This window comes from Allokutzneria sp. A3M-2-11 16 (assembly GCF_024213555.1).
In the GTDB taxonomy this organism is placed as follows: Bacteria; Actinomycetota; Actinomycetes; order Mycobacteriales; family Pseudonocardiaceae; genus Allokutzneria.
Genome location: NZ_JANAVO010000001.1, coordinates 1,440,301 through 1,466,163, shown reverse-complemented (window position 1 = coordinate 1,466,163; position 25,863 = coordinate 1,440,301). Strand labels below are relative to the sequence as shown.

31 protein-coding genes and 3 tRNA genes are annotated in these 25,863 nt (G+C 70.7%); 19 read left to right on the top strand and 15 right to left on the bottom strand.

Going from position 1 to position 25,863, the window contains the following annotated elements; translation table 11 throughout:
* The first annotated feature begins 118 nt into the window (after positions 1 to 118).
* Positions 119 to 805, top strand: coding sequence for a response regulator transcription factor (locus NLX83_RS41780; protein WP_254234082.1), 687 nt, complete (start codon positions 119 to 121; stop codon positions 803 to 805).
* Positions 806 to 824: 19 nt separating this feature from the next.
* Positions 825 to 1,658, top strand: coding sequence for an LLM class F420-dependent oxidoreductase (locus NLX83_RS07380; protein WP_254234081.1), 834 nt, complete (start codon positions 825 to 827; stop codon positions 1,656 to 1,658).
* Between the two features lie 33 nt (positions 1,659 to 1,691).
* On the opposite strand, the gene NLX83_RS07375 is transcribed toward NLX83_RS07380, so the two are convergent.
* The 3 genes from NLX83_RS07375 to NLX83_RS07365 all read right to left on the bottom strand — a co-directional run bounded on the left by NLX83_RS07375 (position 1,692) and on the right by NLX83_RS07365 (position 2,600).
* Positions 1,692 to 1,997 (bottom strand): hypothetical protein, encoded by a 306-nt coding sequence (locus tag NLX83_RS07375; protein ID WP_254234080.1) that lies wholly within the window; start codon positions 1,995 to 1,997, stop codon positions 1,692 to 1,694.
* Positions 1,998 to 2,274: 277 nt separating this feature from the next.
* On the bottom strand, positions 2,275 to 2,421 hold the full coding sequence (locus tag NLX83_RS07370) for a hypothetical protein (RefSeq protein WP_254234079.1): 147 nt from the start codon (positions 2,419 to 2,421) through the stop codon (positions 2,275 to 2,277).
* Positions 2,418 to 2,600, bottom strand: coding sequence for a heavy-metal-associated domain-containing protein (locus tag NLX83_RS07365; RefSeq protein WP_254236123.1), 183 nt, complete (start codon positions 2,598 to 2,600; stop codon positions 2,418 to 2,420). The genes NLX83_RS07370 and NLX83_RS07365 overlap by 4 nt, the downstream gene beginning before the upstream one ends.
* Positions 2,601 to 2,930: 330 nt before the next feature.
* Here NLX83_RS07365 and NLX83_RS07360 point away from each other — a divergent pair, with 330 nt between their 5' ends.
* Positions 2,931 to 3,092 (top strand): hypothetical protein, encoded by a 162-nt coding sequence (locus tag NLX83_RS07360; protein WP_308209280.1) that lies wholly within the window; start codon positions 2,931 to 2,933, stop codon positions 3,090 to 3,092.
* 353 nt (positions 3,093 to 3,445) lie between these two features.
* Here the strand turns inward: NLX83_RS07360 and NLX83_RS07355 are convergent, their stop codons facing one another.
* Positions 3,446 to 4,246 (bottom strand): SDR family oxidoreductase, encoded by an 801-nt coding sequence (locus NLX83_RS07355; protein WP_254234077.1) that lies wholly within the window; start codon positions 4,244 to 4,246, stop codon positions 3,446 to 3,448.
* 152 nt (positions 4,247 to 4,398) lie between these two features.
* Between NLX83_RS07355 and NLX83_RS07350 the strand changes: the two genes are divergently transcribed.
* The 5 genes from NLX83_RS07350 to NLX83_RS41775 all read left to right on the top strand — a co-directional run bounded on the left by NLX83_RS07350 (position 4,399) and on the right by NLX83_RS41775 (position 7,294).
* Positions 4,399 to 4,471, top strand: a tRNA-Glu gene (locus tag NLX83_RS07350).
* Positions 4,472 to 4,500: 29 nt separating this feature from the next.
* Positions 4,501 to 4,577, top strand: a tRNA-Asp gene (locus tag NLX83_RS07345).
* A 23-nt stretch (positions 4,578 to 4,600) separates the two neighbouring features.
* Positions 4,601 to 4,674, top strand: a tRNA-Phe gene (locus NLX83_RS07340).
* A gap of 115 nt (positions 4,675 to 4,789) precedes the next feature.
* Positions 4,790 to 5,812 (top strand): HNH endonuclease, encoded by a 1,023-nt coding sequence (locus NLX83_RS07335; protein ID WP_254234076.1) that lies wholly within the window; start codon positions 4,790 to 4,792, stop codon positions 5,810 to 5,812.
* A gap of 30 nt (positions 5,813 to 5,842) precedes the next feature.
* Positions 5,843 to 7,294, top strand: coding sequence for an ATP-binding protein (locus NLX83_RS41775; protein ID WP_254234075.1), 1,452 nt, complete (start codon positions 5,843 to 5,845; stop codon positions 7,292 to 7,294).
* A 7-nt stretch (positions 7,295 to 7,301) separates the two neighbouring features.
* Here NLX83_RS41775 and NLX83_RS07325 read toward each other — a convergent pair whose 3' ends face one another.
* Both NLX83_RS07325 and yczE read right to left on the bottom strand, forming a co-directional pair.
* Positions 7,302 to 8,153, bottom strand: a complete 852-nt coding sequence (locus NLX83_RS07325) for a protein phosphatase 2C domain-containing protein (RefSeq protein ID WP_254234074.1) — start codon at positions 8,151 to 8,153, stop codon at positions 7,302 to 7,304.
* Positions 8,154 to 8,190: 37 nt separating this feature from the next.
* The gene (yczE, locus tag NLX83_RS07320) at positions 8,191 to 8,832 is read right to left on the bottom strand and encodes a membrane protein YczE (protein ID WP_254234073.1); all 642 of its coding nucleotides are present in this window, start codon (positions 8,830 to 8,832) and stop codon (positions 8,191 to 8,193) included.
* Positions 8,833 to 8,893: 61 nt separating this feature from the next.
* Between yczE and yczR the strand changes: the two genes are divergently transcribed.
* A complete protein-coding gene (gene yczR / locus NLX83_RS07315) occupies positions 8,894 to 10,339 on the top strand; it encodes a MocR-like transcription factor YczR (protein ID WP_254234072.1) in 1,446 nt (481 codons plus the stop codon).
* 1 nt (position 10,340) lies between these two features.
* Here yczR and NLX83_RS07310 read toward each other — a convergent pair whose 3' ends face one another.
* Positions 10,341 to 11,549, bottom strand: coding sequence for a DUF445 domain-containing protein (locus NLX83_RS07310; protein WP_254236122.1), 1,209 nt, complete (start codon positions 11,547 to 11,549; stop codon positions 10,341 to 10,343).
* Between the two features lie 168 nt (positions 11,550 to 11,717).
* Between NLX83_RS07310 and NLX83_RS07305 the strand changes: the two genes are divergently transcribed.
* Positions 11,718 to 12,824, top strand: coding sequence for a pyridoxal phosphate-dependent aminotransferase (locus NLX83_RS07305; protein WP_254236121.1), 1,107 nt, complete (start codon positions 11,718 to 11,720; stop codon positions 12,822 to 12,824).
* Here the strand turns inward: NLX83_RS07305 and NLX83_RS07300 are convergent, their stop codons facing one another.
* Together NLX83_RS07300 and NLX83_RS07295 are read right to left on the bottom strand one after the other, a co-directional pair.
* Positions 12,825 to 13,226: a hypothetical protein gene (locus tag NLX83_RS07300; protein WP_254234071.1), complete on the bottom strand. Its 402-nt coding sequence runs from the start codon at positions 13,224 to 13,226 to the stop codon at positions 12,825 to 12,827.
* Entirely contained in the window at positions 13,223 to 13,786 is a 564-nt protein-coding gene (locus NLX83_RS07295) for an RNA polymerase sigma factor (RefSeq protein ID WP_254234070.1), read from the bottom strand. Before NLX83_RS07295 ends, NLX83_RS07300 begins: the two co-directional genes overlap by 4 nt.
* A 544-nt stretch (positions 13,787 to 14,330) precedes the next feature.
* Between NLX83_RS07295 and NLX83_RS07290 the strand changes: the two genes are divergently transcribed.
* Complete coding sequence (locus NLX83_RS07290; protein ID WP_254234069.1) at positions 14,331 to 15,251, top strand: hypothetical protein; 921 nt, start codon at positions 14,331 to 14,333, stop codon at positions 15,249 to 15,251.
* Between the two features lie 628 nt (positions 15,252 to 15,879).
* Here NLX83_RS07290 and NLX83_RS07285 read toward each other — a convergent pair.
* Positions 15,880 to 16,353 (bottom strand): CGNR zinc finger domain-containing protein, encoded by a 474-nt coding sequence (locus tag NLX83_RS07285; RefSeq protein ID WP_254234068.1) that lies wholly within the window; start codon positions 16,351 to 16,353, stop codon positions 15,880 to 15,882.
* Between the two features lie 116 nt (positions 16,354 to 16,469).
* Between NLX83_RS07285 and NLX83_RS07280 the strand changes: the two genes are divergently transcribed.
* The gene (locus NLX83_RS07280) at positions 16,470 to 16,844 is read left to right on the top strand and encodes a VOC family protein (RefSeq protein WP_254234067.1); all 375 of its coding nucleotides are present in this window, start codon (positions 16,470 to 16,472) and stop codon (positions 16,842 to 16,844) included.
* Positions 16,845 to 16,950: 106 nt separating this feature from the next.
* On the opposite strand, the gene NLX83_RS41770 is transcribed toward NLX83_RS07280, so the two are convergent.
* Positions 16,951 to 17,598 carry a D-alanyl-D-alanine carboxypeptidase family protein gene (locus NLX83_RS41770; RefSeq protein ID WP_254234066.1) on the bottom strand — a complete coding sequence of 216 codons (648 nt, stop codon included), beginning with the start codon at positions 17,596 to 17,598 and terminating at the stop codon, positions 16,951 to 16,953.
* A gap of 131 nt (positions 17,599 to 17,729) precedes the next feature.
* On the opposite strand from NLX83_RS41770, the gene NLX83_RS07270 reads away from it, so the two are divergent.
* Genes NLX83_RS07270 through NLX83_RS07260 form a run of 3 tightly spaced genes read left to right on the top strand, consistent with a single transcriptional unit; the run spans position 17,730 to position 21,239 of the window.
* Complete coding sequence (locus tag NLX83_RS07270) at positions 17,730 to 18,251, top strand: PadR family transcriptional regulator (protein WP_254234065.1); 522 nt, start codon at positions 17,730 to 17,732, stop codon at positions 18,249 to 18,251.
* A complete protein-coding gene (locus NLX83_RS07265) occupies positions 18,248 to 18,925 on the top strand; it encodes an ABC transporter ATP-binding protein (protein WP_254234064.1) in 678 nt (225 codons plus the stop codon). Before NLX83_RS07270 ends, NLX83_RS07265 begins: the two co-directional genes overlap by 4 nt.
* A 16-nt stretch (positions 18,926 to 18,941) precedes the next feature.
* Entirely contained in the window at positions 18,942 to 21,239 is a 2,298-nt protein-coding gene (locus NLX83_RS07260; protein WP_254234063.1) for an FtsX-like permease family protein, read from the top strand.
* Positions 21,240 to 21,300: 61 nt separating this feature from the next.
* Here the strand turns inward: NLX83_RS07260 and NLX83_RS07255 are convergent, their stop codons facing one another.
* From NLX83_RS07255 to NLX83_RS07240, 4 genes are read right to left on the bottom strand one after another with little or no spacing between them, the layout of a single operon-like run.
* Positions 21,301 to 21,540 (bottom strand): TFIIB-type zinc ribbon-containing protein, encoded by a 240-nt coding sequence (locus NLX83_RS07255; RefSeq protein ID WP_254234062.1) that lies wholly within the window; start codon positions 21,538 to 21,540, stop codon positions 21,301 to 21,303.
* Between the two features lie 9 nt (positions 21,541 to 21,549).
* Entirely contained in the window at positions 21,550 to 22,734 is a 1,185-nt protein-coding gene (tgmC, locus tag NLX83_RS07250; protein WP_254234061.1) for an ATP-grasp peptide maturase system methyltransferase, read from the bottom strand.
* A gap of 46 nt (positions 22,735 to 22,780) precedes the next feature.
* Entirely contained in the window at positions 22,781 to 23,122 is a 342-nt protein-coding gene (locus NLX83_RS07245) for a fluoride efflux transporter FluC (protein WP_254234060.1), read from the bottom strand.
* Positions 23,119 to 23,481 carry a FluC/FEX family fluoride channel gene (locus NLX83_RS07240; protein ID WP_254234059.1) on the bottom strand — a complete coding sequence of 121 codons (363 nt, stop codon included), beginning with the start codon at positions 23,479 to 23,481 and terminating at the stop codon, positions 23,119 to 23,121. Before NLX83_RS07240 ends, NLX83_RS07245 begins: the two co-directional genes overlap by 4 nt.
* Before the next feature lie 115 nt (positions 23,482 to 23,596).
* On the opposite strand from NLX83_RS07240, the gene NLX83_RS07235 reads away from it, so the two are divergent.
* The 4 genes from NLX83_RS07235 (at position 23,597) to NLX83_RS07220 (ending at position 25,863) form a co-directional block, all read left to right on the top strand.
* Positions 23,597 to 24,037 (top strand): helix-turn-helix domain-containing protein, encoded by a 441-nt coding sequence (locus tag NLX83_RS07235; protein WP_254234058.1) that lies wholly within the window; start codon positions 23,597 to 23,599, stop codon positions 24,035 to 24,037.
* A 14-nt stretch (positions 24,038 to 24,051) separates the two neighbouring features.
* A complete protein-coding gene (locus tag NLX83_RS07230; protein WP_254234057.1) occupies positions 24,052 to 24,729 on the top strand; it encodes a hypothetical protein in 678 nt (225 codons plus the stop codon).
* 100 nt (positions 24,730 to 24,829) lie between these two features.
* Complete coding sequence (locus NLX83_RS07225) at positions 24,830 to 25,123, top strand: DUF2516 family protein (protein ID WP_254234056.1); 294 nt, start codon at positions 24,830 to 24,832, stop codon at positions 25,121 to 25,123.
* Positions 25,120 to 25,863, top strand: coding sequence for an alpha/beta fold hydrolase (locus NLX83_RS07220; RefSeq protein ID WP_254234055.1), 744 nt, complete (start codon positions 25,120 to 25,122; stop codon positions 25,861 to 25,863). Before NLX83_RS07225 ends, NLX83_RS07220 begins: the two co-directional genes overlap by 4 nt.

Sequence of the window (25,863 nt, the reverse complement as noted above, 5' to 3'; positions counted from 1 at the left end):
ACCGCCCTCACCCCTTTCGGGCGATAGCTCACCCAAGAACTGCCCCGTTTTCGCGTGATGAGTCCCCGTCAGCGCGCTCTTACCTCCTGAGAGGTCCGGGCGGCGAGAGGGGAACGCAGTGGAACAGGTGACGCTCAGGGCCAAGGTGCCCGCCGCCAGGGCGACCCCGGTGCAGCTCGCGCGCGTGGCGCACGTGGACTCCGTCCCGCTCTACCAGCAGGGCGTCGCCGCGGTGCTGCGCCGGGACCCGCGCACCGAGTGGGTCGGCGCCGCGAGCTCGGCCGCCGCCGCGGTGAACCTCTGCAAGTCCGCCAAGCCCAACGTGCTGCTGGTCGACGCTGACGCCGATCCTGGCGCGCACCTGTGCCGCCTGCTCAGCGGGCTGCACCCGGAGCTGGTCGTGGTGACGCTGTTCCGGCAGAGCGCGCGCAGCGGCGGCGAGGTCGAGCGGGCGCGGCAGGCGGGCGCACGCGGGTTCCTGCCCCGCGAGATCGCCCCGAGCCGCCTGCCGAGCGCGCTGAGCGCCGCGCTGGAGAACGGCTTCTACATCGACCCCGGCATCAGCCCGCTGCTGAAGCACAGCGGTCACGCCAAGCGCACGGGCACGCTGCTCTCGCGCCGCGAGCAGGAGGTGCTCGGCCTGATCGCCGAGGGCATGACCGCCAAGCGGATCGGCAACCGGCTCGGCGTCTCCGAGGAGACCGTGAAGACCCACATCCGCCGGATACTGCGCAAACTGGAGGCCAGGGACCGCGCCCACGCGGTGGCCCGAGCCTTCCAAGCCGGGGTGCTCCCACCCCGCTGACCGCAGGGGAGACCACGCAGTGCAGTTCGGCGCCTACACGTTCATCACCGATGAGGGCATCCACCCGGCCGAGCTGGCCAAGGCGCTGGAGGAGCGGGGCTTCTCCGCGTTCTTCGTGCCGGAGCACACCCACATGCCCCTCGACCACTCGCCGTACCCCGGCGGGGGTCCGGTGCCGCGCCGCTACTGCCGCTCACTCGACCCGCTGGTGGTCCTCTCAACGGCCGCCGCGGTGACCGAGCGCCTGGTGCTCGGCACGGCGATCGCGCTGCTCGTCCAGCGCGACCCGATCATCCTGGCCAAGGAGGTGGCCAGCCTGGACCACCTCTCCGGCGGCCGGGTGGAGCTGGGGGTCGGCGCGGGCTGGAACCGCCCGGAGGTCGCCAACCACGGCGTCGACCCGCACAGGCGGCTGCGGGTGCTGCGCGAGCGCGTGCTCGCGATGAAGGAGATCTGGACCGCGGAGCGCGCCGAGTTCCACGGCGAGCACGTGGACTTCGGCCCGATGTACTCCTGGCCCAAGCCGGTGCGCGCACCGCACCCACCGGTGCTGCTCGGTGGCTGGGGGCCGACGCTGGTCGAGCGGATCGTCGACCACGCGGAAGGCTGGATCGCCCCGTCGCCCTTCGGTCCCGACAAGGTGGCCGGGCGGGTGGCGGAGCTGCGCCGCGCCGCGGCAGCGGCGGGGAAACCGAGGCCGCACGTCACGGCCTACGTGCACGGACCCGATCAGCGGGTCATCGACGGTTTCGCCGAGGCGGGGGTGGACCGGCTGCTGCTCAGCCTGCCCGACACCCGGCGCGAGGAGAGCCTGCGCCTGCTCGACGACTTCGTCACGCGGATCGCGATCTGAGTCCGTGCACGGGAGGAGCGTGGGGAGTGCGGCTCACACCAGGTTGTTCTGGCGGGCTTCCCACTCGAGGCGCTGCATGACCCACTCCTGGGCCAGCGCGGTCGGCGAGGTCTGCCGCATCTCGGCGAGTTCGCGGAGCTGCTCGTTGGCCATCAGCTGCAACCGCAGCTGGAGGACCTGGGCGTTGCCGAAGCGGCGCCCGGAGGCGGTGGTCTCGACATCTGATTCAGGGGCCAGAGCGGCGAGGTAGGAGTCCATCTCCTTGTCGGGAGCGAGCTCGTCCTGCTGCCGCGCTGGCGGGCGATGGCGTCCAGTCGATGATTTCAGTCGTCCAAGCACGCCGGAGAGGGTAACGGTTGGATAGCGCGCCGGAGTAGTCCGTGACGTGTGTCACGGGCAGACGCTGCACGGCATCCTGCCCTACCCGTGGAGAGGCCCCCGCGCCAGGGGGAGGAACGCGGGGGCCGGAGGGGATCTCCACAGGCGCTGACCGGGGGGTGTCAGCACTGCCGATTGTTGCACGCGCACGCTTCGCTCAACAGGGGAAGAATTCAACTTTTTTGGCCAAATTCTTTCGAATCACCCCCGCTGAGCGGCGCTTATCAACCAATCAAGATCACTTCCGGTCGGGCTGGCCCGCATGCGTCTCGGCCTTCGAGGGCTGGGTGTCGACGGTCCCCAGCGCCAGTCCCGCGCCCACGACGGCCAGCAGCGCCACCGCGAGCGCGGCGAACACCAGCGCCGGATTCGCCCGGTTCGTCACGAACCGCTCGCGACCGCGTATCCGGCCTCGGTGACCGCGGCCGCGACCTCGTCGGCGTCCACCGGACGGGTGCTGGTCACGGTGACCGTGCCGGAGCTCAGCTCGACCTCGACGGCGGTCACGCCGGGGACCTCGGACAGCTCCTCGGTGACCGAGGCGACGCAGTGTCCGCACGTCATGCCGGTGACCACGTACTGCTGGGTCGTGGTGGTGGTGCTCACGCTCACGGCTCACTCCTGGGGTGTGCTCGACCTGGCTTCCCAGTCTCGCGCGGCCCGCGTGGACTCCCTAGTCCGGGGCGCGGTCACTGAATCGAAACCGCGCGACGATCGTATGGTTACCCAGGGTTTTGACTGAATCACTCTGCGGGGGGCTGCGGTCGGTTCTAGCGGTAGATAACCTGCGCCGGAAGCCCAAGTCGGGGAGGCGCGATGTACGGGTCACTCGAAGTCAAAAAGTTCTTGTGGGAACAGGGTGAGTCGGTCGGCAGGCAGGCGGGCGGAGTGCCCATGCCGCGCAATGGCGACCCCTCACGGATCTCGGACGAGCAGGTGCACAGGGCCAGCCTCGCGGTCGCCCGCGGCGCTTTAGGAGCGGAGGACTGCCGGACCCTGCTGGACATGCTCGGGCTGGTGCCCGGAGAGGATGGTGTGCCGCCGGTTCAGCGCTGACCTGGGCTAGGGACGATCCGGATGACCTGTGAGGAAGTGAGGTGGGGCGGCGGCTTGGGCCTGCGCGCCCCACCTCACTCCTTCTTCGCGGGACGCTCCCGTGTCACTCGTCCCGCATGGTGCGGCTCCCCCGAGACGCGCACCCCCCGGGCGCATCTGCTCCACCCATAGACCCGGTTGATCGTTTGCGTCTTTCGGGGCTTTTCCCAAAAGATACCGGTGTGCAGGTTTCGCGGCAATCGCAGGCAATTGTCATCGCTCGGTTGCAATTCGTGACCGCAATAGGCCAAATCGGTAGCGATTGCCTGCCGAGCGCATCGGCGACATTACTTCCCGTGTTCGCCGTTCACCCGTCAGATCCGGAGACCCCAGCCGCCGTCACTGACGAGGGTCTGCCCGGTGATCCACGCGCCGCCGTCCGACACCAGCCAGCCGATGAGGTCCGCGGTGTCCTCGGGCCGCCCCCACCGTCCCATTGGCATTCGCCTGACCACGTGCTCCCGTAGTTCCTCGTCGGCGTACCCCGTGTCCACCGGCCCCGGGTTCACGCAGTTCACCGTCACCCCTTTCGCGGCGAGCGATCCGGCCAGGCTCGCGGTCACCTGCTGCAACGCCCCCTTCGAGGCCACGTACGGCAGCTCGCCGGGCATCGCGCCGTAGTGCTGGCCCGAGGTGAACAGCACGATCCGCCCACCCGGCCTGGAGTGGTCGCGCACCGCGTCGAAGCGCTGCGCGAGCAACATCGACCCGCGCACGTTCACCGCGTAGGTCAGGTCCAGCTCCGCCGCCGTCAGCTCCGCCAGGCCCTGCCCGCTGCTGCGCGCGTGCGCCGCCACCACGACGTCGATCGCGCCGAAGGCCGCCACCGTCGCGTCCACCACCGCCGCGGGCGCTTCCGGCTCCGCGAAGTCCGCCGCCACGTGCTCGATCCGCCCCGCTCCCCCGGGCAGCCGCCGCCGCAGTTCCTCGATGACGTAGATCACACCAAGCGGATCAGCGCCCCACGGCTGCTCGGCGTCGTGCGGTTCCCACGACTGGGCGAGCACGTCCGCCCCCAATCCCGCCAGTCGCTCTGCCACGGCAAACGCGATCCCGGCCCGCCTGCTGACCCCGGTCACCAACGCGGCCCTGCCGCGCAGAGGGAACTCCCGCATGCCCCCAGTCTCCCGCCTCCGGCAAGCAGTTTTCGCAGGTCAGGCCGTTTGAGGACCCCCGTTTTGTATTTGCTGGACGCTCTGCCCTATGCTTTCGGTACTCCCAACGGACAACAGGGAGGCAAGGTCGGGTTGGTCACCGAACCGGCCTGGTCCCCATCGTCTAGCGGCCTAGGACTCCGCCCTTTCAAGGCGGCAGCGCGGGTTCGAATCCCGTTGGGGGCACTGCACTACAGTAGTAAGAAATGCCACGAGGCCCCGTGGCGCAGTTGGTTAGCGCGTCGCCCTGTCACGGCGAAGGTCGCGGGTTCGAGTCCCGTCGGGGTCGCCAAGCTCCCAGTTCGCTGGGAGCAAGGCCAGGTAGCTCAGTTGGTACGAGCGACCGCCTGAAAAGCGGTAGGTCGGCGGTTCGACCCCGCCCCTGGCCACAACACACGAGCTAAGAGAAGCCCCAGCCCACACCGGCTGGGGCTTCTCTCGTTCTGCGCGAAGCTCAGACTGCCGGGCTTCTTCGGCGTTGCTCAAGCAAATAGTCTGTTCGCTATGGGCTCCCCTGACCTCACCGCTGAGGCCGTCATTGCCGCAGTCCACGAGTTCGACCGCCTCGGCAAGGAGGCGTTCCTGGCGCGGTACGGCTACCACGAGAACCTTTGGTATCTGCTGAAGCGCGGTGGCCAGGAATACGACGCGGCAACCATCGTGGGCGCTGCTTACGGTCACGTGCCCGGAGGTTCGCCAGTTCAGGCCACCGAGCCGGTTTCCGACGAGCTGGCAGCACAGATCTTGGAGCATCTCGGGTTCTCGGTTCGGGAGGTTCGAGGCCCCGCCTGGACTCGCGAAGAGATCATCTTGGCCTGCGCCCTGCTGAAGGAGAACGGCTGGAAAGCGCTGAGTACCAACGACGACCGTGTGGCCGAGCTGTCGCGGACTCTGCAGAACCTCGGTGCGCACCCGCCGGAGGTGCGGGGGCCGAAGTACCGCAATCTCAATGGGGTCAAGCGCAAGACGGCTGACCTTGAGACCCGCCTCCCCGGTTATCCAGGGAAAACGACCAACGGCAACAGGCTGGACAGGGAGGTGCTCCAGGACTTCCTCGAGCGCCCTGGGGAGATGGAAGAGATCGCCCGCGGCATCGTCCGCGGTGTGGAGAACGGGGAGTTCGAAGGACTTCCCGATCTCCCCGATGACGAAGACGGCGATGGCGTCGCTGAGGGACGGTTGCTGTTGCGGCGCCACCTCAGGCGTGAACGCAACCGGCCGTTGCGGAACAAGAAGATCAACTTGGTGCTGCAGGAGAAGAACTGCTTGGAGTGCGAGGTCTGTGGCTTCGACTTCGAGAAGGTCTACGGCGAGCGGGGGGCCAGGTTCGCGGAATGCCACCACGCCGTTCCGCTGCACGTTTCGGGAGAAGTGCGGAGCAAGGTGGGCGACCTCGTTGTCCTCTGCTCGAACTGTCATCGGATGATCCACCGCGGGAGTCGCTGGCTGACCCCGGCAGAGCTGCGAGAGCTTGTACTCACCCGCCGGCGAGCGACGCCAGCGGGCCATAAACGTACATCGTTGTAACTTACATCGATGTACGTTTACGATGGCTGAGTGAGCTTCTATGGGCGGGCGCAGGACCTCGCGTCCTTGCACAAGGCCGCGGCAGAGGTCGAGCGGAGCGGCCGGGGTCAGCTGCTGGCCGTCCGTGGTCGTCGTCAAGTCGGCAAGTCCCGGCTGCTGACGCACTTCGTGGAGAAGTCCGGGTTGCCGTACCTGTACTTCACCGCCGTCAAGAATGCCGCGACGGGTCAGCAGCTCGAAGCGCTCGCCGCTGACTCCAGGACCGCGACGAGTCCGTTGGACGATGCGGAAGCACTGCTCGCCGAACCCGCGCGGAGCTGGACAGAGGCGCTGTCCCGCATTGCGTTGGCCTGCAGGTCGCGGCCGAGCGTTGTGGTGCTCGACGAGTTTCCGTGGGCTGTGGAGGCGGACGCCACTCTCGAAGGAACGCTGCAGAACGCGTGGGACCGTCAGCTGGAGTCGGTCCCGGTGCTGTTCGTGCTGGTCGGCTCGGACGTGGCGATGATGGAGCGGATGACCGAACACGACCGTCCGCTGTTCGGCCGCACGAGAACCATGATCGTGAACCCGTTCGATCCCGCGGAGTGCGCGGAGGCACTGGGGGAAGATCGGAATGCGCTCGATGTCTTTGACAACTACCTGATCACTGGCGGTTATCCGCGACTGGTCGCTCGGGCGGGGCAGGCCACCGACGCTCTGAGGTTCGCCGAGGAGCAACTGGAAGACGAGGCGTCTGAGCTGGTGGTGATGGCTCAGCTGTCCCTGGACGCGGAGTTCCCGCCGGAAGCCCAGCCTCGACGGGTCCTCTCGGCCATCGGGGGTGTCGAGGTCGGGGTCGCGGCGTTCAGCCAGGTCGTCGGCGGGCTCGGAGACGAGGGAGGCGCTGCGGAGACGGCGGCGAGCCGCTCGTTGAAGATCCTGGTCGAGGCGAAGCGGGTGGTCAGTCTGGAACACCCGGTCGGGACGAAGCCGTCGACGAAGCTCCGCCGGTACCGGATCAACGACCCGTACCTGCGGTTCTGGTTCCGGTTCGTGGAGACGCAGCTGGCCAACCTCGCCCGCGGGCGCCCCGACATCGCCAGGACCATTCTTCGTCGTGACTGGTCCGCGTGGCGTGGCAAGGCGGTCGAACCTGTTGTGCACGAGGCACTTTTCCGGCTTGCGCCCGACTTTCCGGTGCTGGGCGATGCCGTGCGGGTCGGCTCCTGGTGGAATCGGGTCAACAACCCGGAGATCGACATCGTCGCCGCGAGGGACGCTGACGGGCGCGACATCGCCGCGATCGGTTCGGTGAAGTGGCGCGAGCGGGCGCCGTTCACTAGATCGGACGCGGCTGTTCTCCGTGAGAACCGAGCGGCGATCCCCGGGGCCGAGACCGCCGCTCTGGTGGCGGTGTGCCCTGCCGGAGCGAAGCCGGGAGTCGAAGTGGACCTCGTGCTGACCGCGGCCGACCTGCTCGGCGCTTGGGAACCGCGCGCCTGAGCCGGGGTCAGCGGAGGAAGTCGGGGAGCCAGTCGTCGTCGAAGTGGATCAGGACCAGGGCCTGGTCGTCGTGCAGCTTCGGGCGGGGCCAGCGCTTGCCGTCGGGGTCGGACGCCTCCGCCTTGCGGACGGCGTCGAGCACCGCGTGCAGGCCCTCGTCGGATGCCTGGTCGAGCAGGGCGGTCCAGTCGGCGAACAGGCCGTAGTCGTCCACTCCGCAGGAAACGCCGTCGCTGGCCATGACGACGCTCTGCACCTGGTCGCGCGGCCAGACGGCCCGGACGGCCTGGCGTGCGGCGGCGGGGTCGGCCTCGGCGACCCAGAAGCCGCCGTCGCGGTTGCGCCACGCGCCGACCTCGGCCGCCGCCGAGCGCAGCAGTTCCAGGTGTTCCTCCCCGTAGCCGCCGCCCTCGCGCAGGTGCTCGCGGTGGCTGCTGCTCGGCCGGGGCAGGTTGGCCAGCCGGGTGTCGTTGACCACGTGCACGTCGCCGATGGTGAACGCGACCACGGGGCTGTCGGCGAGGACCAGGGCGTCCACGTGGTCGTCGGTCCAGCGCACCATCGCCACGGTGCTCGACGGGGAGCTGCCCGGCTTGAGCTCGTAGTCCTCGGCCATCGTGCCGATCGCCGTCTCCAGCACCTCGGCGAGGTCGGCCTCGGGGTCCTTGTTCAGCCCGCGCCGCAGGTAGTCGCCGAGGCACTCGGCGTACCAGCCGCCGGAGCGGGCCCGGGGCTGCAGGGTGGTGGCACCGTCGAGCAGGACGACGGCGTGGGGGAGAACGACGATCTGGTCCTCGTTCGCGCGCACGCCACCGTCGATGCGGACGCCCGCGCGTTCAGCCATGTCGATCAGCGGCACGCGTTCGACCCTAGAGGTCCGCGCCGACAAAGAAGATCTACGACGGCGTTTGCACCCGGGTGGGCGCACGCAATGCCACGGATGGCAGAAAGGCCTGCACGATGGGTCCCATCGCCAGCGCGTAGACCACGGTGCCGATGCCGACGGTGCCGCCGAGCAGCCAGCCGAGCGCCAGCACGGTGATCTCGATCCCGGTCCGCACCAGCCGGATCGACCAGCCGGTTCGCGCGGAGAGGCCGGTCATCAAGCCGTCGCGCGGGCCGGGGCCGAGGCGGGCGCCGATGTAGACCGCGCAGGCGAATCCGTTGAGCACCACGCTGGCGAGCATCGCGACGAACTGGGGCAGCAGCCCGTGCAGATCCGGCAGGACGGCCAGGGTCGCGTCCACCGAGAGTGCGATCACCACCACATTGGCGACGGTGCCGATGCCTGGCATCTGCCGGAGGGGTAACCAGGCCAGCAGCACGACCGCGCCGGTGATCGCGGTGATGGTGCCGAAGCTCAGGCCGATCCGGTCGGTCAGGCCCTCGTGCAGCACGTCCCACGGGTCCAGGCCCATGCCCGCGCGCACCATCAGGCCCATGCTCGCGCCGTACAGGGCGAGGCCGACGAAGAGCTGGGCGAAGCGGCGGAGCGGTCGGTCGGAGAGCGGGAGCTGACTGAGGTTCACGGAGGCCATGGGACCATCCTGTGGATTGATTGGCCTTTACTTCGAGAGCCAATTCGCAACAATTGGCCGCATGACCTCCACTCTGCCGGCGGGCAACCGGATCTCCGGCCCGCGCCTGGCCGCGTTCCTCGGCTCCTGGCGGCGTCCGGACGGCCGCGGTGCCGCGGTGGACCTCGCGGCCGCGCTGCGGGTGCTGTTCCTGGACGGGCGGTTGCCGGTGGGGACCCGGTTGCCCGCCGAACGCGAGCTCGCCGAGGCGCTGGGCGTCAGCCGCACCATGGTCACGGCGGCGATGGACGGGCTGCGCGAAGCCGGAATGGTGGCAAGCAGGCGTGGTGCCGGGTCGTGGATCTCGGTCCCGGGCAAGGAACCGGACCGGACCGGCTGGTCGCTGCACCCGCCATCGGAGATCGTCGACATGGCGCACGCCTCGCCGTTCGCGCCGCCGGAACTGGCCGCCGCGGTCGACCGGGCGCGGCTGCGCCTGCCGGAGCTGCTGAACAGCCACGGCTACCAGTCCTTCGGCCTGCCTGAGCCGCGCGAGCTGATCGCGCGCCGCTACACCGAGCGCGGGCTGCCGACCACGCCGGACCAGGTCATGATCACCAACGGCTCGCAGCACGCGCTGACGCTGGCGCTGCGGCTGCACGTCGGGCCGGGGCAGCGGGTGCTGGTGGACAACCCGACCTATCCGACCGCCGTCGACGGCATCCGGGCCGCCCACGCGCTGCCCGTCGCGGTGCCGCTGGACCCGGACGGCTGGGACCTGGACAGCGTGGAGGCGACGCTGCGCCAGGCAGCACCCCGGCTGGCCTACTTCGTGGTGGACTTCCAGAACCCCACCGGGCTGCGGATGTCAGCGCCGGACCGCGAGCGGCTCGCGCACGCGCTGCGCCGTGCCAGGACCCTGACGCTGGTGGACGAGACCCTGGTCGAACTGGACCTGGAAGGCGATCCGCTGGACGGGCCGCCGCCGCTGTCCGCCTTCGCCGAGGACTGGGTGATCGCGACCGGATCGGCGAGCAAGGCGTACTGGGGCGGGCTGCGGATGGGGTGGCTGCGCGCGCCCACCGAGCTGGTGCACCGCCTCGGCGAGGCGCGGGCGTCGATGGACCTGGGCTCGCCGGTGTTCGAACAGCTGGTGCTGGCCGCGCTCCTGGCTGAGGGCGACGACATTCTGGCGCCGCGCCGCCGCGAGTTCGCCCGCCGCAGGGACATGCTGATCGACCTGCTCGCCGAGATCTGTCCAGAGTGGACAGTCCGGCGGCCATCGGGTGGGCTGAACCTGTGGTGCGACTTGGGAAAGCCGTTGAGCACGCAGCTCGCGATGGCCGTTGGAAGGCGCGGTGTGCAGGTCGCGCCCGGCTCCCGGTTCGCCGCGCACGGCGGACTTGAGCGGTGGATGCGCCTGCCGTACACGCTGCCGGACGACCAGCTCGGCGAGGCCGTCCGGCGCATCGGCAGCGCCTGGCACGGGCTCGCCGACCCGGCGCCCCCGGGGCACGGAATCGCTTGAGCTACAACAGGATCTGGCTCACCGTGTGGATCAGCAGCCCGGCCAGCGCGCCGACGACCGTTCCGTTGATGCGGATGAACTGGAGGTCGCGGCCGACCTGCAACTCGATCTTGCGAGAGGCCTCCTCCGCATCCCAGCGCTGCACGGTCTCGGTGATCAGGCCGCCGATCTCGTTGCGGTAGTTGATGACCACGTACATCGCCGCGCCCTCCAGCCAGCCTTCGGCCTTGGCGCGCAGCGCCGGATCGGACACCAGCCGGTCGCCGAGCTTGAGCAACCCGTCGCGCATCCGCTGCCGCAGCTCGCTCGACGGGTCTTCGGCCGCCGCCAGGAGCATCTTCTTCGCGGCGCCCCAAGCGGAACCGGTCAGCCGCTGCGCGTCCGGGTGCGCGAGCACCTGCTGCTTGACCTGCTCGGCGCGGGCCATCGTCGCCGGGTCGTTGCGCAGGTCGTCGGCGAACTCGGTGAGGAAGCGGTCGATCGCCTGGCGCATCGGGTGTTCGGGGTCGGACTGCACCTTCGCGGTGAACTTCAGCAGCTCCTTGTTCACCCGCTCCGCGAGCATGCTGTCCATGAACTTCGGGGACCAGCTCGGCGCGCGGTCGCTGACCAGCTTCGACACCGCGTCGGGGTGGTCGCGGACCCACTCGTGCGCGCGGTCGCAGAGCAGGTCGACCAGCCGGTGGTGGGTGCCGTCGGCGAACAGCTGGCCGAGCAGCCTGCCCAGCGGCGGCCCCCACTCGCGGTCGGTCAGCTTGCGCACCACTGCCTGCTCCAGCACCGCCTGCACGTCCTCGTCGCGCAGCACCGCGACCGCGCCGCGCACGATGGTCGAGGCCTCCGCGGTCACGCGGTCGGCGTGCTCCGGCTGGGCCAGCCACTCGCCGAGCCGGGCGGAGAAACCGACCCGCCGCAGCTTGTCCCGCACCACGTCCTCGGACAGGAAGTTCGACTCGACGAAGTTGCCGAGGTTGCGGCCCAGGTCGTCCTTGCGGGTCGGGATGATCGCGGTGTGCGGGATCGGCAGCCCCAGCGGACGCCGGAACAGCGCGGTCACCGCGAACCAGTCGGCCAGCGCGCCCACCATGCCCGCCTCGGCCGCGGCGCGGACGTAGCCGACCCAGCCCGGTGCGCCCAGCGCCTCCTGCCAGCGCGCCACCGCGAAGATCAGCGTGGCGCCGAGCAGGAAGCACAGCGCCACCACCTTCATCCGGCGGAGGTCGCGAAGCTTCTCGTGCTCTCGGGGAGTCAAGGCGGCCACCCCTCGATTGTTACCGGTGTTTGGCCGCCGGGGGGCCGAGGCAGCAGGATCGTGGCCGTGGCTAATCGTGCTCTCGTCTCCCGGCTCCAGCCGTTCACCTCGACGATCTTCGCCGAGATGACCGGACTCGCCCAGCGCACCGGCGCGGTCAACCTGGGCCAGGGCTTCCCGGACACCGACGGTCCGGCGGCAATGCTCGAAGCGGCCAGGACCGCCATCGCGAACGGGGTCAACCAGTACCCGCCCGGTCCGGGCATCCCCGAGCTGCGCACGGCCGTCGCCGAGCACCGCACCCGCTATGGCACCGCCTACGACCCCGACACCGAGGTCCTGGTCACCGTCGGCGCGACCGAGGCAATCGCCTCCGCGCTGCTGGGCCTCGTCGAGCCGGGGGACGAGGTCGTGCTGGTCGAGCCGTACTACGACTCCTACGCCGCGTCCGTCGCGCTGGCGGGCGCGGAGCGCAAGGTGGTCTCCCTGGTGCCGGACGGCGACCGGTTCGCGCTGGACCTGGACGGGCTCCGGGCGGCGATGGGTCCGCGCACCAAGGCGATCCTGGTCAACACCCCGCACAACCCGACCGGAACCGTCTACACCGCCGGGGAACTGGCCGAGATCGCCCGCCTGTGCCAGGAGCACGACGTCATCGCGATCACCGACGAGGTCTACGAGCACCTGCTCTTCGACGGCAGGCCGCACACCCCGCTCGCGTCGCTGCCGGGCATGGCCGAGCGCACGCTGACGATCTCCAGCTCCGGCAAGACGTTCAGCGCCACCGGCTGGAAGGTCGGCTGGATCTGCGGTCCCGCCGAGCTGGTCGCGGCGGCGCGGGCGGCCAAGCAGTTCCTCACCTTCGTCGGCAGCGGCCCGTTCCAGCCCGCGGTCGCGCACGCGCTGCGCACGCAGCTCGACTGGGTCGAAGAGCAGCGCCTCGCCTTGCAGGACAAGCGGAACCGGCTCTCCGCGGGGCTCGCGGAGGCGGGATTCGGCGTGCACGCCAGCGAAGGCACGTACTTCGTGTGCGCCGACGTGCGCCCGCTCGGCTTCGAGGACGGCTACGACCTGTGCCGCGCCCTTCCGGAGCGCATCGGCGTCGCCGCGGTGCCGGTCCAGGTCTTCACCGACAACCAGGAGAACTGGCGGCACCTCGTGCGCTTCGCGTTCTGCAAGCGCGACGAGGTGCTGGACGAGGCCGTGCGCCGCCTGCACAAGCTCGCGTCCTGATCAGCAGCACAGCCAGTCGGTCGCCAGCGGTCGGCGGTCGGAACCGTTGAGCACGAAGGAGACCGGCCCGGCGGGCAGGTCGCGCACCGCGAACCACCCGCCCGGTCCGGCCTCGATGCCCTCCGGATGCCAGACGGCGACGCTCGGGAAGTCGGAGGCGAGCAGGCCCCGCAGCCACCTCCGCCCACCGGCCCCGCCCAGTTCGACGTCCAGCCTGGTGCCGGGAGCGGCGAAGACCAGCCAGCGCGGTCCCCGCCGCCGCGCACCGGGCCAGGCGGAGTCCGCGACCTGCGGCAACCGGTCGGCATCCAGGCGTCGCCGGGCCACGGCCAGGGTGCAGGCGAGCTCCGGCGCGGGGTCGAGTTCCAGGAGGAGCGAAGCCAGGTCGGCCAGCAGGCTCATCGCCGCGTCCTCGCCAGCTTGCGGCGCAACGTGTGCAAGCACCGCAAGCGCACCGGGCCGACGCTGCTCTCCGCGATCCCCAGCTCCCGGGCCAGCTGCGCATAGCTGACCTCGGGGCGGAACGCCAGCACCCACAGCACGCGCTGACACCGCTCCGGCAGGTCCGCGAACGCCCGCCACAGCTCCCTGCGAGCGGCCGTGTTGATCAACTCCCCTTCCGGCCCCGCGCCCGGCTGGGCGCGGTCCAGCAGGGGCGGAGCCAACGGCGTCTCGCGGTGGCGATCGGCCAGGACCCGGATCGACTCGCGGCGAGCGGTGGTCACCAGCCAGCCGGGCAACCGCTCGGGATCGCGCAGCGTGTCCAGCCGCTCCGCGAGCCGCAGCCAGGTCAGCTGGGCGACGTCCGCGGCATCCGACCTGCTCAGCCGATGCGACCGCGCGGTCGACCAGACCAGGCGCTGGTAGCGGGCGATCAGGGCGCGCCACGCGGGCTCGTCCCCCGCCTTCGCCCCCGCGAGCAGCTCCCGCGTCGTCTCGACTGTCTCCCCTTCTCCGTCCACAACGTTCCCCTTCGCGTGGTTGCCGGTGGTGCCGAGCTATGTGACTCGCCAGTAACCTCCGGTGGATCCATCGCTCGCCGGATCGGGTGGGGGTGCGACAGGGCCGGACGTGCGCGCCGCGCACCCAACGGCCCAAGCGCGGACGGATGATCACGGCTCGATCGGGCAAAACGGGCTGCCGGGCGACCCCCCGGAGTCCGGCCAGTGCCTACATCGGCCGGGAAAAGCCAGGTCATCCGGCGCAGCCCGAAAGATCGACGATCGTCACTCTGCGTATGAGGCGGGGCGGCGGGCGCGGTGCGGCGCGGAGCGGAACGCCAGGTGGCGGGGCTTGGTCACGCGTGCGGTCGCGGCTCACTCGACCGGGTGGCGCCACGCACCGTCATCGCAGGCCAGCGGCCCACCCCCGAGTGGAGCACCGAGCAGCCTTTCCGGGTGGTTAATTGCGGGTACGCTCGCCAACGGCGCCGGGTGGAATAAACATGTCAATCGCAGCGGTTCCCGAGCGTGTTACGTCTTTGGTGATCGGCGGGTGGTGGTGACGGTGTCCAGCACCGGAACGGTGCGCAGCTGGGGAGAGAGGCTGCGCGCTGTTGCCGTACGGCTGGCCGTTACCGGTGGTCTGACTGCGACCGCCTGGCTGGCCGTGGCCACCGCCGCCAGCGCCGACGAGGCGCCGGCCCGCGTCGTCGTTCTGAGCCCGTCGGTCGTCTTGGAGCAGGGCCAGCGACCGGCGGATGCCGCGACGCCGGCCGGTGCCCTCGTCGACCAGGCGGCCGTCTCCAACGCCGCCCGCCTGCGCGCCGCGAAGCTCGCCGAGCGCCCGGCGCCGGCGGCCGTGCGGACCACCGCCGGTGCCGACCACGCGGACCTGCGCGACCTGATCAGGGACCTGCTGCGGATCCGGCTCACGCCGTCCGGCCCGGCGCCCGGCGAGGACCCCGACGCGGGGCTGACCCGGCCGCTGCCGGAGCCCGATCCCGGCGCGCCCAACCTGCTCCCGGCCGGGCCGGAGCGCCCGCCGCTCGGTGACCACTCCTCCGGTGAGGTCTCGGCCGAGCGGCCCAAACCGCTGCCCTGGCCCGAACCCGATCCCGTGACGCTGCCCGCTCCGGACACGCCGCCCGCGCAGGCTCCCGCCGACGAGGCGAACGCCCGGCACGGCCACCACGCGAGCGTCCGCCAGGCGCCCGGCCGCTCCAGCCTCTCGCTCGGCGGGACCGGTGACGCCAAGAAGGACGGCGTTCCCACGCTGCCGCACGAGGACTCCAAGAAGAGCCCGGTGCAGACCGGGACCTCGCCCGCGGGCAACGGCCTCGCCGAGGGCGGCCCGCACCGGACCGCCGCGGGCCTGCCCGCGCTGCTCCCCCCGCCGCCGGTGCTGTCGGTGACCGGTGTCGTCTACGGCGACGGCGTTGTGCCGGTCGCCGGTTTCCTGAGCCGTCCGGCGACTTCTCCGGACTGACCCCGCGACCGCTGGCGCGGTTGGGGTGTGCGCAGTTCTAGTTGATCTTGCTCATGCTTCGGCGCCGACCGTCTGTGCAACGGTCGTGACGCCCTTCCCGACCGGCGCGGCGCCCGCGGGTTCGCTCCGGAAGCTTCTTGTCCAAAGCCATGCCGGAAGTCGGTTCCCCCGCCGATGAGCCCGTGGGCGCCCGCCCGGCCCCGGCCCTCCGCCTCGTGTGCGGACACCCCCGTTTTCCCAGGACCACCCGATACCGACCGACCGCGCCCGGCCGGGTCGGGTTTACAGCCCCGGCGTCGCGTTGCCCCCGCGACGTCGGGGCTTCTTACTGCCCGCGCCCCCGTCCCAGCCAAGGTTGGGACGTCTTCAAGTCCTACGAACCCCGCCTGCGATCACCGCAAACCGCCCCCTACCCCGGTCAGTCCCAGGGGTTGGGGGCGGTTTGCGGTCGCTGGGGGTGGGGTTCGTAGGACTTGAAGACGCCTCAACCCACGCTGGGTTGGGGGCGGTTTGTGACTGCTGAGTGGGGGGTTTGAGGGACTTGAAGACACGGCAACTCACGCTGGGTTTGGTGCGATTGAAGACGTTCAGGGCGGGGGTTGGGGGGTCTTGAAGACGTTGGTGGGGGTCAGGTTTTGGTGCGTTCGCGGAAGGTTCGGGCCTTTTCGCGGTTGCCGCAGACCTGCATGGAGCACCACGAGCGCGAGCGGTTGCGGGAGCGGTCGTAGAAGGCCCACTGGCAGGTGTGCGCCGGGCAGATCTTGAAGCGGTCCCAGTCGCCGACGATGGTCAGCCGCAGTGCCGCGGCCATGAAGGCACCGGCGGCGGTGGTGGGCGTCAGGACGGGGATGCCTGCGCGTAGCTCGGTGTGCAGGTCGACCGCGATCTCCGGGGCGTGCTTCCGGCCGGCGACCGCGTGCCGGAGGGCGTCGCGGAGCGGGCGGACGTCGGCGGGGGCGCCGGGGGGCTGGACGCCGTTGGTTCTCGCCCAGAGCTGCCACTCGTCGACGTCGTCGAGGACGTCTGTGTGCTTCTCCTCGTCGCGGGTATTCAGGAACGCGAGTAGGAGGTCCACGTCGTGGTCGGTGTCCCAGGCGGTCACGCAACCCACTCTACGACCGGGAACGGTTGCGACCCGCGCGGCTGACCACCATACTTCGGACACTGGTTAGTAACCGTCGTCTAGTTCACAGTGGTTATGTGTTGGAGGGGTTGACCATGGCCGAGAAGCGCGGCCTGCAGCTGGAGACCGTCGTGCTCGACTGTCCGGAGCCGTTGGCGCTCGCGGAGTTCTACAACGACCTGCTGGGGTGGGGCGGGGTCAGCGGCGACGACAAGTGGGCTTCGGTGACCGGGCCGGACGGTGCCACGGTGTCGTTCCAGCGCGATCCGGGGTTCCGCGCGCCGACCTGGCCGGAGGGGGAGCGGCCGCAGATGCTGCACCTGGACATCCGGGTCGAGGACATCGACGCGGAGCACGAGCGGGTGCTGGCGGTGGGCGCGAAGCCGCTGGGTGAGGTGCAGGGATCGCCTACTGACGGCTTCCGGGTCTACGCCGATCCGGCGGGGCACCCGTTCTGCCTGGTGGCATGAGGCTGGTGCACTGGGCCGCCCGGCATGCGCTGACCCGGGCGACCCAGTCACACCGTCCACACGTCGGGGGGCACTGATTTCAGTGCGGACGGTATGCCCCAGCGACTCACGGATGCGGCTTCAGGGCCGGACAACCCGAGTCGGCGTAGTCCCTGTTGTACTCGAAATGCCACGGTTCGTTGGCATAACGGCGACACCAGCCTAGTGCTCCGGCGGTGCGCTCCAACCATGCTGCCGACGCGCGGGGTTGCACGTCCACTGCGAGCCCGCTCACATGCAAAGATTTAGCGGGCGGTAACACGTACTGCTCAGCCAGTCTCCGGTCGCCGTTGTAGCGCTCCAGGGCCTCGTCGAACTCCGCCTTCTGCTGCGCCGCAGTGCGTTTCGCCTCGTGCGCGCACAGGGTCACGCCCCTGGAACCGGCCTCTTCCTTTGCCTTGGTCCACGCCTGGGCCGCCGCGGAGTTCATCCCTGTCGTGTCCTTGTCGTGGTAGCTCGGATCGACCGAGCAGGTGCCGTTGGCCGTCTTGCCCTCGTTCTCGCCCTTGGGGCCGTTCCCGTTGTCCCCCGGCGGGACGTAGGTCATCGCGGGCGGGGGGTCCGGCGGCATCGCGCGAGCGGCCCTGCTGTCCACCTCGGTGCGCGTTCGCTCTGGTCCCGGGGTCGATCCCGCTCCGATGGACATCGTTCCGAGCGCGCTGATCATCACGCCGACGAGGGCGCCCGCGGCGACCAGTCCGACGGTCTTGTGCACTTCGCGCTCCCAGGGTTCGACTGCTTCCTCGATCGGATACGGCCGAGGGCGCGGGCGCGTTGCACGGGGGCGCGAGGGACACATCAGGAAATCGATATCCGGATCTATACACCCCGTGTACAGTCCGCCTCATGTCAATAGGACACGCACTGCTGGGCTTGTTGGAGAATGGTCCACGGCACGGCTACGACCTCAAGCGTGCCTACGACGAACGGTTCGGGCACGACCGGCCGCTGCACTACGGCCAGGTCTACTCGACGCTGTCCCGCCTGCTGCGCAACGGGCTCGTGCAGGTCGACGGCACCGAGGCGGGCGGTGGACCGGAGCGCAAGCGCTACGCGATCACCGAGGCGGGGGTCACCGACATCGACGGGTGGCTCGGCACGCCGGAGAAGCCCGAGCCCTACCTGCAGAACACCCTGTACGCCAAGGTGGTGCTCGCGCTGATGTCCGGCCGCAGCGCCCAGGGCGTCCTGGACTCGCAGCGGGCGGAGCACCTGCGGATGATGCGCGCGCTGACCCGCCGCAAGGCCGATGGCGACCTGACCGACCAGCTGGTGTGCGACCACGCGCTGTTCCACCTCGAAGCCGACCTGCGCTGGCTTGAGCTGACCGCGGCGCGCCTCGACGAGCTGCGGGTGGTGAGCACATGACGGAACTGCTGGTGGCGAAGGGCCTCGCGAAGGCTTTCGGGCCGACGAACGCGCTGGTCGACGCGAGCATGTCGGTGCGGGCCGGGGAACTCGTCGCGGTGATGGGGCCGTCGGGTTCCGGGAAGTCCACGTTGCTGCACTGCCTCGCGGGCATCCTCAAACCCGACGCGGGCTCGGTGACGTACCGGGACGCCGAGCTGTCGGCGATGCCGGACAGCGAGCGGAGTGCGTTGCGCCGCAACGACTTCGGCTTTGTCTTTCAATTCGGGCAACTCGTTCCCGAGCTGACCTTCCTGGAGAACGTCGCGTTGCCGTTGCGCCTCGGCGGGATGCGGCGGGCCGAGGCGGAGCGCTCCGCCAAGGTGTGGATGGACCTGCTGGAGGTCGGCGACATCGCCTCGAAGCGGCCGGGCGAGGCCTCGGGCGGTCAGGGGCAGCGGGTCGCGGTCGCGCGGGCGCTGGCCACCGAGCCGAAGGTGCTCTTCGCCGACGAGCCCACCGGGGCGCTGGACTCGCTGAACGGCGAGCGCGTGCTCCGCCTGCTCTTCGACGCGGCCCGGCAGACCGGCGCCGCGGTCGTCCTCGTCACGCACGAGCCCCGGGTTGCCGCGTACGCCGACCGCGAGGTCGTCGTGCGGGACGGGCGCACGCAGGACGTGGAGCTGGTCGCGTGACCGGACGGCCCGGCCGGTGACAGACGCCCTCCGACGCTGGTTCGGGGACCTTTCCCTCGGGGTGCGCCTCGCGGCGGCGGGAGGCCGGGGCTCGGCGGTGCGCCTGGCCTGGATCACGATCGGCATCGGGCTGGGCGTCGCGGCGCTGCTCACCGCCGCTTCCGCGGGGAGCGTCCTGGACTCCCACGAGCAGCGCACGCGTGCCCGCATCATCGGCGCCGCTCCGGACGCGGACCGGCCGGTGCCCGGCGTCAGCCCCCTGTACAGCTCCGCCGTCTTCACCGAGTTCGCCGGGCGGCGCTTCGGCGGGGAGATGCTCTTCGCCGACGGAGCGACTCCGCCGAAGGTCCCCGGGGTGGAGGTGCTGCCGAAGCCGGGCGAGATCGTGCTCTCGCCCGCGCTGCGCGATCTCCTGGCGAGCCCGGAGGGAACGCTGCTGCTCCCGAGGTTTCCCCAGCGCGTCACCGGAATCCTCGGTGATGAGGGCCTGAGCGGGCCGTGGGAGCTGCACTTCTACGTCGGCGTCGAGCGGGCCGAGCTGCCCGGCACCTCCCCGGCCTACAGCGTCGGCGTTCCCCCGGAGCGGCTGTACTTCGACCCGTTGCTCTCGTCGCTGGTGGTCATCGCGTCGGTGGTGCTGCTCATCCCGGTGGTGGTGTTCGTCGCGGGCACCGCCCGGCTGTCCGCGTCCGCGCGCGACCGCAGGCTCGCCGCGCTGCGGCTGATCGGCGCGGACGCCGGGCAGGTCAGGCGTATCGTGGCGGGCGAGTCCCTGGCCGGAGCACTGGTCGGACTCGTCGCCGGTGTCGTGTTCTTCGTGGTCGGGCGTGACCTCGTGGACTCGGTCTCGCTGTTCGGGATGAGCATCTACGGCAAGGACATCCGCCCCTCGCCAGCGCTGGCGTTGCTGGTTTTCCTTGTGGTGCCGGTGATCGCGGTCGGGACGGCTCTCGTCGCGCTGCGCCGCACGCTGATCGAGCCGCTCGGCGTGAGCCGGGGCGCCCGCCGGGCACCGCGCAGGCTCTGGTGGCGGCTGCTGCCGATCCTGGCCGGGGTCGCGCTGCTGGCCGGTCAGCACCGGGGGATGGCATCGCAGCCCCAGACCGCACTCGTCGTCATCGGGGTCGTGCTGGTCCTGGTGGGACTGCCGATGGTGCTGCCGTGGCTGCTCGAACGCTGCGTCCGGCGGTCGCGCGGCGGACCGTTGTCCTGGCAGCTGGCGATGCGGCGGATGGGGGCGCACGGCGGTGCCTCGTGGCGGATCGTCGGCGGGTTCGCCGCGCTGCTGGCGGGCGGGATCGCGGTCCAGGCGCTGCTGCTGACCAGCGATTCGATCCACCGGGACGAGTCGTGGACGCCGACCGCCGACCGCGACCTGGCGTGGACCACCACCGCGGACTCGGAGTCGGCGCGGCGGCTGGCCGAGCGGTTGCGGACCATGCCGGGGGTGCGGCGCGCCGTCTCCTACGACGTTGTGCACGCGCAGCAGCCGCCGCACCTCAACGGCCCCGTCGAGCTGATCGTCGCGCCGTGCCCCGCCCTGCGCGAGCTGACGCCGATCCAGAACTGCGCGGAGGGCGACGTCTTCTCCTTCCCCGAGCCCAACGGTGAGATCGCGGACCTGCCGCCCGGAACGGAGTTCGTGCTGAGCACAGCTCCGGAGGGGAGGTTGTCCTGGCGGCAGCCGGAGCGGGTGCGCCCGATCGCCCGGCCCGCCTTCCACGCGCCGTGGAGCGGGGCGGGACTGCTGATCACCCCGGCGGCGGTCGGGCAAGGGGTTCCGCAGTTGCAGCACCTCGTCGCCGTCCGGCTCGGCGAGGACGATCCGCTCGCCCTGGAAGCGATCCGCAACGAGATCGGGCTGACCAGGCCGCTCAGCTTCTCCGCGCGGGCCACGCCGGTCAGCGATTCGGAGCGGACGTACACGGCGATCCGCAGGCTGGTCACGGTGGGTTCGGTGGCGGCGCTCGCGGTGGCCGCGGGAGGGCTGCTGGTGGTCGCCTTCGAGCACGTCAGGCACCGCAGGCGGCAGTTCGCGGTGCTGTCGGCGACCGGGGTGCCGTACTCGACCCTGGCGTGGTCGGTGCTGTGGCAGAACGCCGTGCCGGTCGTGCTCGGGACGGGGGCCGCGCTGGCGTGCGGGCTGGGCCTGGCGACGCTGGTGCTGAACACCACGCCGACGCCGCAGCGCTACGACTGGGAGGCCATCGGCCTGACGGGGGCGGCGGCCGTGCTCGCCGTGCTGCTGGCGACGGTGATGACGCTGCCGCAGCTACGGCGGGCGATGCGCTCGGAGGGCCTGCGCACTGAATGATGCATTTCCATGCACATACCCCCGGCGCATTCTGATAAAAAGACTAGACTTTGTCGTCGGCTTAGATGATGAAGTCGAGGATGTCCTCGAAGAAACCGTCGTCCTTGTCGCGCTTCCGCTTCTTGTCGTCGTGCTCCTCCGTGCCTTTCCGCTTGTGCCGGTAGTACTTGCTCGACGCCCTGACCAGCTGTTCCAGCTCGCCCGGGTCGAGGTACAGGCCCTGGCAGCCCCGGCACTGGTCGACGTGCACGCCGTTGCGCTCGTAGGTCACCATCGAGTCATTGCATTTCGGGCAGATCATGGCTTCAGATTACGCGGATTCGAGTTGCCAGTGGTGTCCTCCAGAAGGCTCGTCGAGCCAGATCCATTGGCCGCCCGGATCGATGGTGAGTCGGAATTGTTCGCGCCGTGGCTCGCCGAGCTCGCGCCAGCGCTCGTAGGCGCTCTCGGTCTCGTCCCACAGCCGTCGCGGGCCGCCCTGCTCGACGTGGTGCCGCCCGCGCTCGGTGGTGTGCCGGACCCACGAACCGTCCGGGTGCACCAGCCAGTTCTGCCGCAGGTCGCCAACGGTCATCCCGGTGGCGGGCCGCACGCCCGGCAGCACCAGGCCCGCGAAGAACTCGAACGCGCTGCTCGGGCTGGTCACCACGTTCATCCCGAGCTCGGTCGAGGACCTGGGACCGGAGCAGTCGCCGACAGCGCGCAGCAGCTCGGAGATGTCGGGCCCGCGGTGGGCGCGCAGCGGCATGAACCGGCCGTCCGCGGGCAGCACCGTGCCCTCGCCGGTGCTGTTGCGGCCCGCCGTGATGCGCACGAGTCCCGCCCCGAGCGGCCGGTGCAGGGTGGTGACGATCAGGCCGCCGACCACGGTCTGGGCCAGCCAGGGCAACGGGATTCGGGACACCGAGCAGGTGGCGAGCACCCGGTCGTACGGCGCGGTCGGGGGATAGCCGGACGCGCCGTCCGCGGTGGCCAGGGTCGGCCGGTAACCCGCGCGTTCCAGGTTGGCCGCGGCCCGGCGCAGCACCAGCGGGTCGACGTCCACTGTGGACACATTGCGCTGGCCGAGCCGGTGGCACAGCAGGGCCGCGTTGTAGCCGGTGCCGGTGCCGACCTCCAGCACCTTCTCCCCGCCGCGGATCTCCAGCGCCTCCAACATGATCGCCATGATCGTCGGCATGCTGGAGGAGGAGGTCGCGGTGCCCGGCGTGCGGCCCTGCCCCCTGGCCAGCGCCCACCTGCGGTCGTCGCAGTCGAGCTGGGTCACCCACACCCAGTCCGAGTAGACCAGCTCCAGCCATTCGTGGTCGGAGTCGGCGATCGCGGTCCAGCCGCCGTCCGGGTGCGGGCGGAAGAACCGGGGCAGGAACATGTGCCTCGGCACCTGTTCGAAGGCCGCGCGCCAGTGCGGATCGGCCAATGCGCCCTGGCCGGCCAGCGTCGCGGCCATCCGGTTGCGCAGCCGTTGTGCCTTGCGCTTGCTCAACTCGCCCATGGCGCACCTCGGCATTCACGGTAACGCGCCGTGGCCCGCGGCGCCTTCAGCCGAACAGGGCAGCTCCGGCCGCCACTCCGCCCGCCGCGGCGAGCACGCCGAGCACGATGCTGCCGAAGACGTTCAGCAGCGCCGCCCGGCCCGCGCCGCGCCGGAGCAGCTCGACGGTCTCGTAGCCGAAGGTGGAGTAGGTGGTCAGCGCGCCGCAGAGGCCGGTGCCGAGCAGGGCCATGCCGGGGCTCGCCACCGCCGCTCCGGTGAGCACCCCGAGCACGAACGAGCCGATCACGTTGACGGCGAAGATGCCCCGGGCGCCGAGCCGTTGGGCGGCCAGATACCGCAGTGGCGCACCGATTCCGGCGCCGAGCGCGACGAGGAGGGCGTTCACCTGGCGAGCCTCGCTCCCAGGGCCACCGCGGCCAGCGCGGCGAGCAGCGTGCCGAAGACGTAGAGCCCGGCGGTCAGCAGGTGTCCGCTCGTCAGCAAGCGCTCCGTCTCGACGGCGTAGCCGGAGAACGTGGTGAAGCCGCCGAGCACGCCGGTGCCGAGGAAGGGTCTGCGCAGGCCCTTCTCGGGCAGGGCCATCAGCGCGCCGATGAGCAGGCAGCCGAGCACGTTTATGCCGAAGGTGGCCCAGGGAAACCCGTCCTGAGCGGCACCCGCGGTGACCGCGATGCCGTGCCTGGCGAGGGCGCCGATGATGCCGCCCGCCGCGACCGCTAGCAGTGCCGGAACCTGTTCTCGCACGTCAAGACGGTATACGGGCCGATGTGGGCAAGGCCACCTCCCTTCTGCAAGCACCCTGCTTGCAACTGCTAGCACCCGTGCGTACTGTCGGGTAACAGCGAGAGGAGGTGGCCGGATGGGCCGGGTCGAAAAAGCCGTCAGCGACGTCAACGAAGCCGTTGTCGGCACGGTCCGCGACATCGGTGAGTACATCCGGACGCAGCGCTCCAGCGCGCAGATCTCCCTGCGGCAGCTGGCCAAGCAGGCCGGGGTGTCCAACCCCTACCTGAGCCAGATCGAGCGGGGACTGCGCAAGCCGAGCGCGGAGATCCTGCAGCAGATCGCCAAGGGGCTGCGGATCTCGGCCGAGGCGCTCTACGTGCAGGCCGGAATCCTCGAGGAGCGGGAAAGCGGTGTCGTCGTCGACGCCGTGCTCGCCGACACCGAACTCACCGAGCGGCAGAAGCAGGTGCTGCTCGACGTCTACCAATCCTTCCGGCGGGAGAACCGCGCCGAACTGTCCACTGTGGACGAAGAAGGCGAAGCGTCCCCGTCGACCGACACTCGCCAGAACTAGAGGAGAGAACAACCATGGCTACGCTGCCGACCGCCCAGGATGTCCGCAACGCCCGCGAGCAGGCGGGTGCCGTCGTCACCACCGTGCTGGAGCAGGCCCGCACCCCGCTGCTGGCCGCCCTCGGCGCCGGTGACCTGGCCGCGAAGGCCGTCGTCGACGCGCTCGGCAAGGCCCGCGAGGCCGCCAAGGACGGTGCCGAGGCCGCCAAGACCGCCGCGGACGACCTGCCCAAGGACCTGACCGGCCTGCGCTCCAAGCTGGAGCCCGCCGAGCTGCGCAAGCTCGTCGACGCCTACACCCAGGCCGCGCTGCAGCTCTACGGCTACCTCGCCGAGCGCGGCGAGGAGGCGCTGGAGACCCTGCGCAACACCCCGCAGCTGCAGAAGGCGCTGTCGCAGGTCGAGGAGGGCACCAAGGTCGCACAGGGCCGCGTCGAGGAGGTCGTCACCGACGTCCGCGAGCTGGCCGACGACGTGCTCGGCAAGGTCACCCGCCGCACCCGCTCCGCGGGCGAGAAGGCCGCGCAGGCGACCGAGCGGGCCGCCGAGGACGTGGCCGAGGCCGTGATCGACGCCGGTGCCGAGGCCGCCGCGACCACCCGCAGCACCGCCCGCAAGGCCGCCAACCGCACCGAGGCCGCCAAGCCCAGCGCGGCCAAGCCCGCCGCCGCGAAGAAGACCACCAAGAACTGACCTCCAGCGAATCCCCGTCAGGGCCCCTGATCACTCCCGTGGATCAGGGGCCCTGATGCACGGCATCCCGGATCGCCGGGGCAGCCCGTACGCTGGAGTTGTGTTCAGGCCAGACGCAGTCATCCTGCTTCTCATCTACTGGGCGGCGATCCCGTTCGGCGTGTACGCGTTCGGCCACGCCCTGATGCAGCGTGCCGATGCCTTCACCGTCGCGGACAAGCTGACCAAGCCCGCGTGGCTGGGCATCTCCGGCGGTTCCACCGCGGCGCTGATCCTGTTCCAGTTCGGCGGGCCGGGAACCTTCTTCTGGATGGCCGGCCTGGTCGCCGTGCTGGTCTACATCGTCGACGTGCGCCCCCGGCTGGTCGAGGTCCAGCGCGGCCCGCGTTGGTGACCTGGCACGCCCACGGCTCCGGTGACCCGGTCACCGTCGTGGTTCCCGGTCTGGGAACGACGCCCGGCGAAGCGAGGCTGCCCGCCTCTGGGCTGCCGGGCACTCGCGTTGTGCTGACCCTGCCCGGTCACGGAGACGCGGCCGATGCCCCGCCCGGCTACTGGTGCTACGACCGAGTCGCTGACGACGTCGCGTCGGTCGCCGACGAGGTCGGTGCCACGGCCGCGATCGGCACCTCGGTCGGCGCGGCTGCGTTGATCAACCTCGTCGCCCGCAAGCCGGAGCGTTTCGAGCGGCTCGCACTGCTGCTCCCCGCCACGCTGACCGAGTCGCGTGGAGACCCGAACCTCCCGTTGCTCCGCATGTCCGCCGCCGTGGCCCGTGGCGACCGGGCGGAGATGCGCGAACTCATGCTGGAGCAGCTTCCGGACGGCATCGCGCCGGGGTACTACGTGGAGACCAGGGTCAGCGCGCTGATGCGGCTCGGCGACGCGCTCGCCGCTCTGCCCGGCCAGGCTCCGCTGAGCGATCCCGCGCAGGTGGCGGGCGTGCATGCGGACGTGCTCGTGATCGCGGCGACTGGCGACGACCAGCACCCGCAGGAGGTCGCCGAGGCCGTGGCAGCGGCGTTTCCGCACGGGCGGCTCGAAGTGCTGCCGACGCGCGCGCCACTGCTCACCCACCGGCCGCGGGTGCGGGAGCTGCTGACGGAGTGGCTTGCCCGGCCGTCCCGTGGGTAG

Coding starts and splice junctions, on each gene's coding strand:
- NLX83_RS07365 (WP_254236123.1), bottom strand. CDS start 2,600: ATGACGTGCGGACACTGCGTCGCCTCGGTCACCGAGGAGCTGTCCGAG.
- NLX83_RS07355 (WP_254234077.1), bottom strand. CDS start 4,246: ATGCGGGAGTTCCCTCTGCGCGGCAGGGCCGCGTTGGTGACCGGGGTC.
- NLX83_RS07335 (WP_254234076.1), top strand. CDS start 4,790: ATGGGCTCCCCTGACCTCACCGCTGAGGCCGTCATTGCCGCAGTCCAC.
- NLX83_RS07255 (WP_254234062.1), bottom strand. CDS start 21,540: ATGATCTGCCCGAAATGCAATGACTCGATGGTGACCTACGAGCGCAAC.
- NLX83_RS07310 (WP_254236122.1), bottom strand. CDS start 11,549: ATGAAGGTGGTGGCGCTGTGCTTCCTGCTCGGCGCCACGCTGATCTTC.
- tgmC (WP_254234061.1), bottom strand. CDS start 22,734: ATGGGCGAGTTGAGCAAGCGCAAGGCACAACGGCTGCGCAACCGGATG.
- yczR (WP_254234072.1), top strand. CDS start 8,894: ATGACCTCCACTCTGCCGGCGGGCAACCGGATCTCCGGCCCGCGCCTG.
- NLX83_RS07235 (WP_254234058.1), top strand. CDS start 23,597: ATGGGCCGGGTCGAAAAAGCCGTCAGCGACGTCAACGAAGCCGTTGTC.
- NLX83_RS07360 (WP_308209280.1), top strand. CDS start 2,931: ATGCCGCGCAATGGCGACCCCTCACGGATCTCGGACGAGCAGGTGCAC.
- NLX83_RS07305 (WP_254236121.1), top strand. CDS start 11,718: ATGACCGGACTCGCCCAGCGCACCGGCGCGGTCAACCTGGGCCAGGGC.
- NLX83_RS07230 (WP_254234057.1), top strand. CDS start 24,052: ATGGCTACGCTGCCGACCGCCCAGGATGTCCGCAACGCCCGCGAGCAG.
- yczE (WP_254234073.1), bottom strand. CDS start 8,832: ATGGCCTCCGTGAACCTCAGTCAGCTCCCGCTCTCCGACCGACCGCTC.
- NLX83_RS07300 (WP_254234071.1), bottom strand. CDS start 13,226: ATGAGCCTGCTGGCCGACCTGGCTTCGCTCCTCCTGGAACTCGACCCC.
- NLX83_RS07280 (WP_254234067.1), top strand. CDS start 16,470: ATGGCCGAGAAGCGCGGCCTGCAGCTGGAGACCGTCGTGCTCGACTGT.
- NLX83_RS07270 (WP_254234065.1), top strand. CDS start 17,730: ATGTCAATAGGACACGCACTGCTGGGCTTGTTGGAGAATGGTCCACGG.
- NLX83_RS07265 (WP_254234064.1), top strand. CDS start 18,248: ATGACGGAACTGCTGGTGGCGAAGGGCCTCGCGAAGGCTTTCGGGCCG.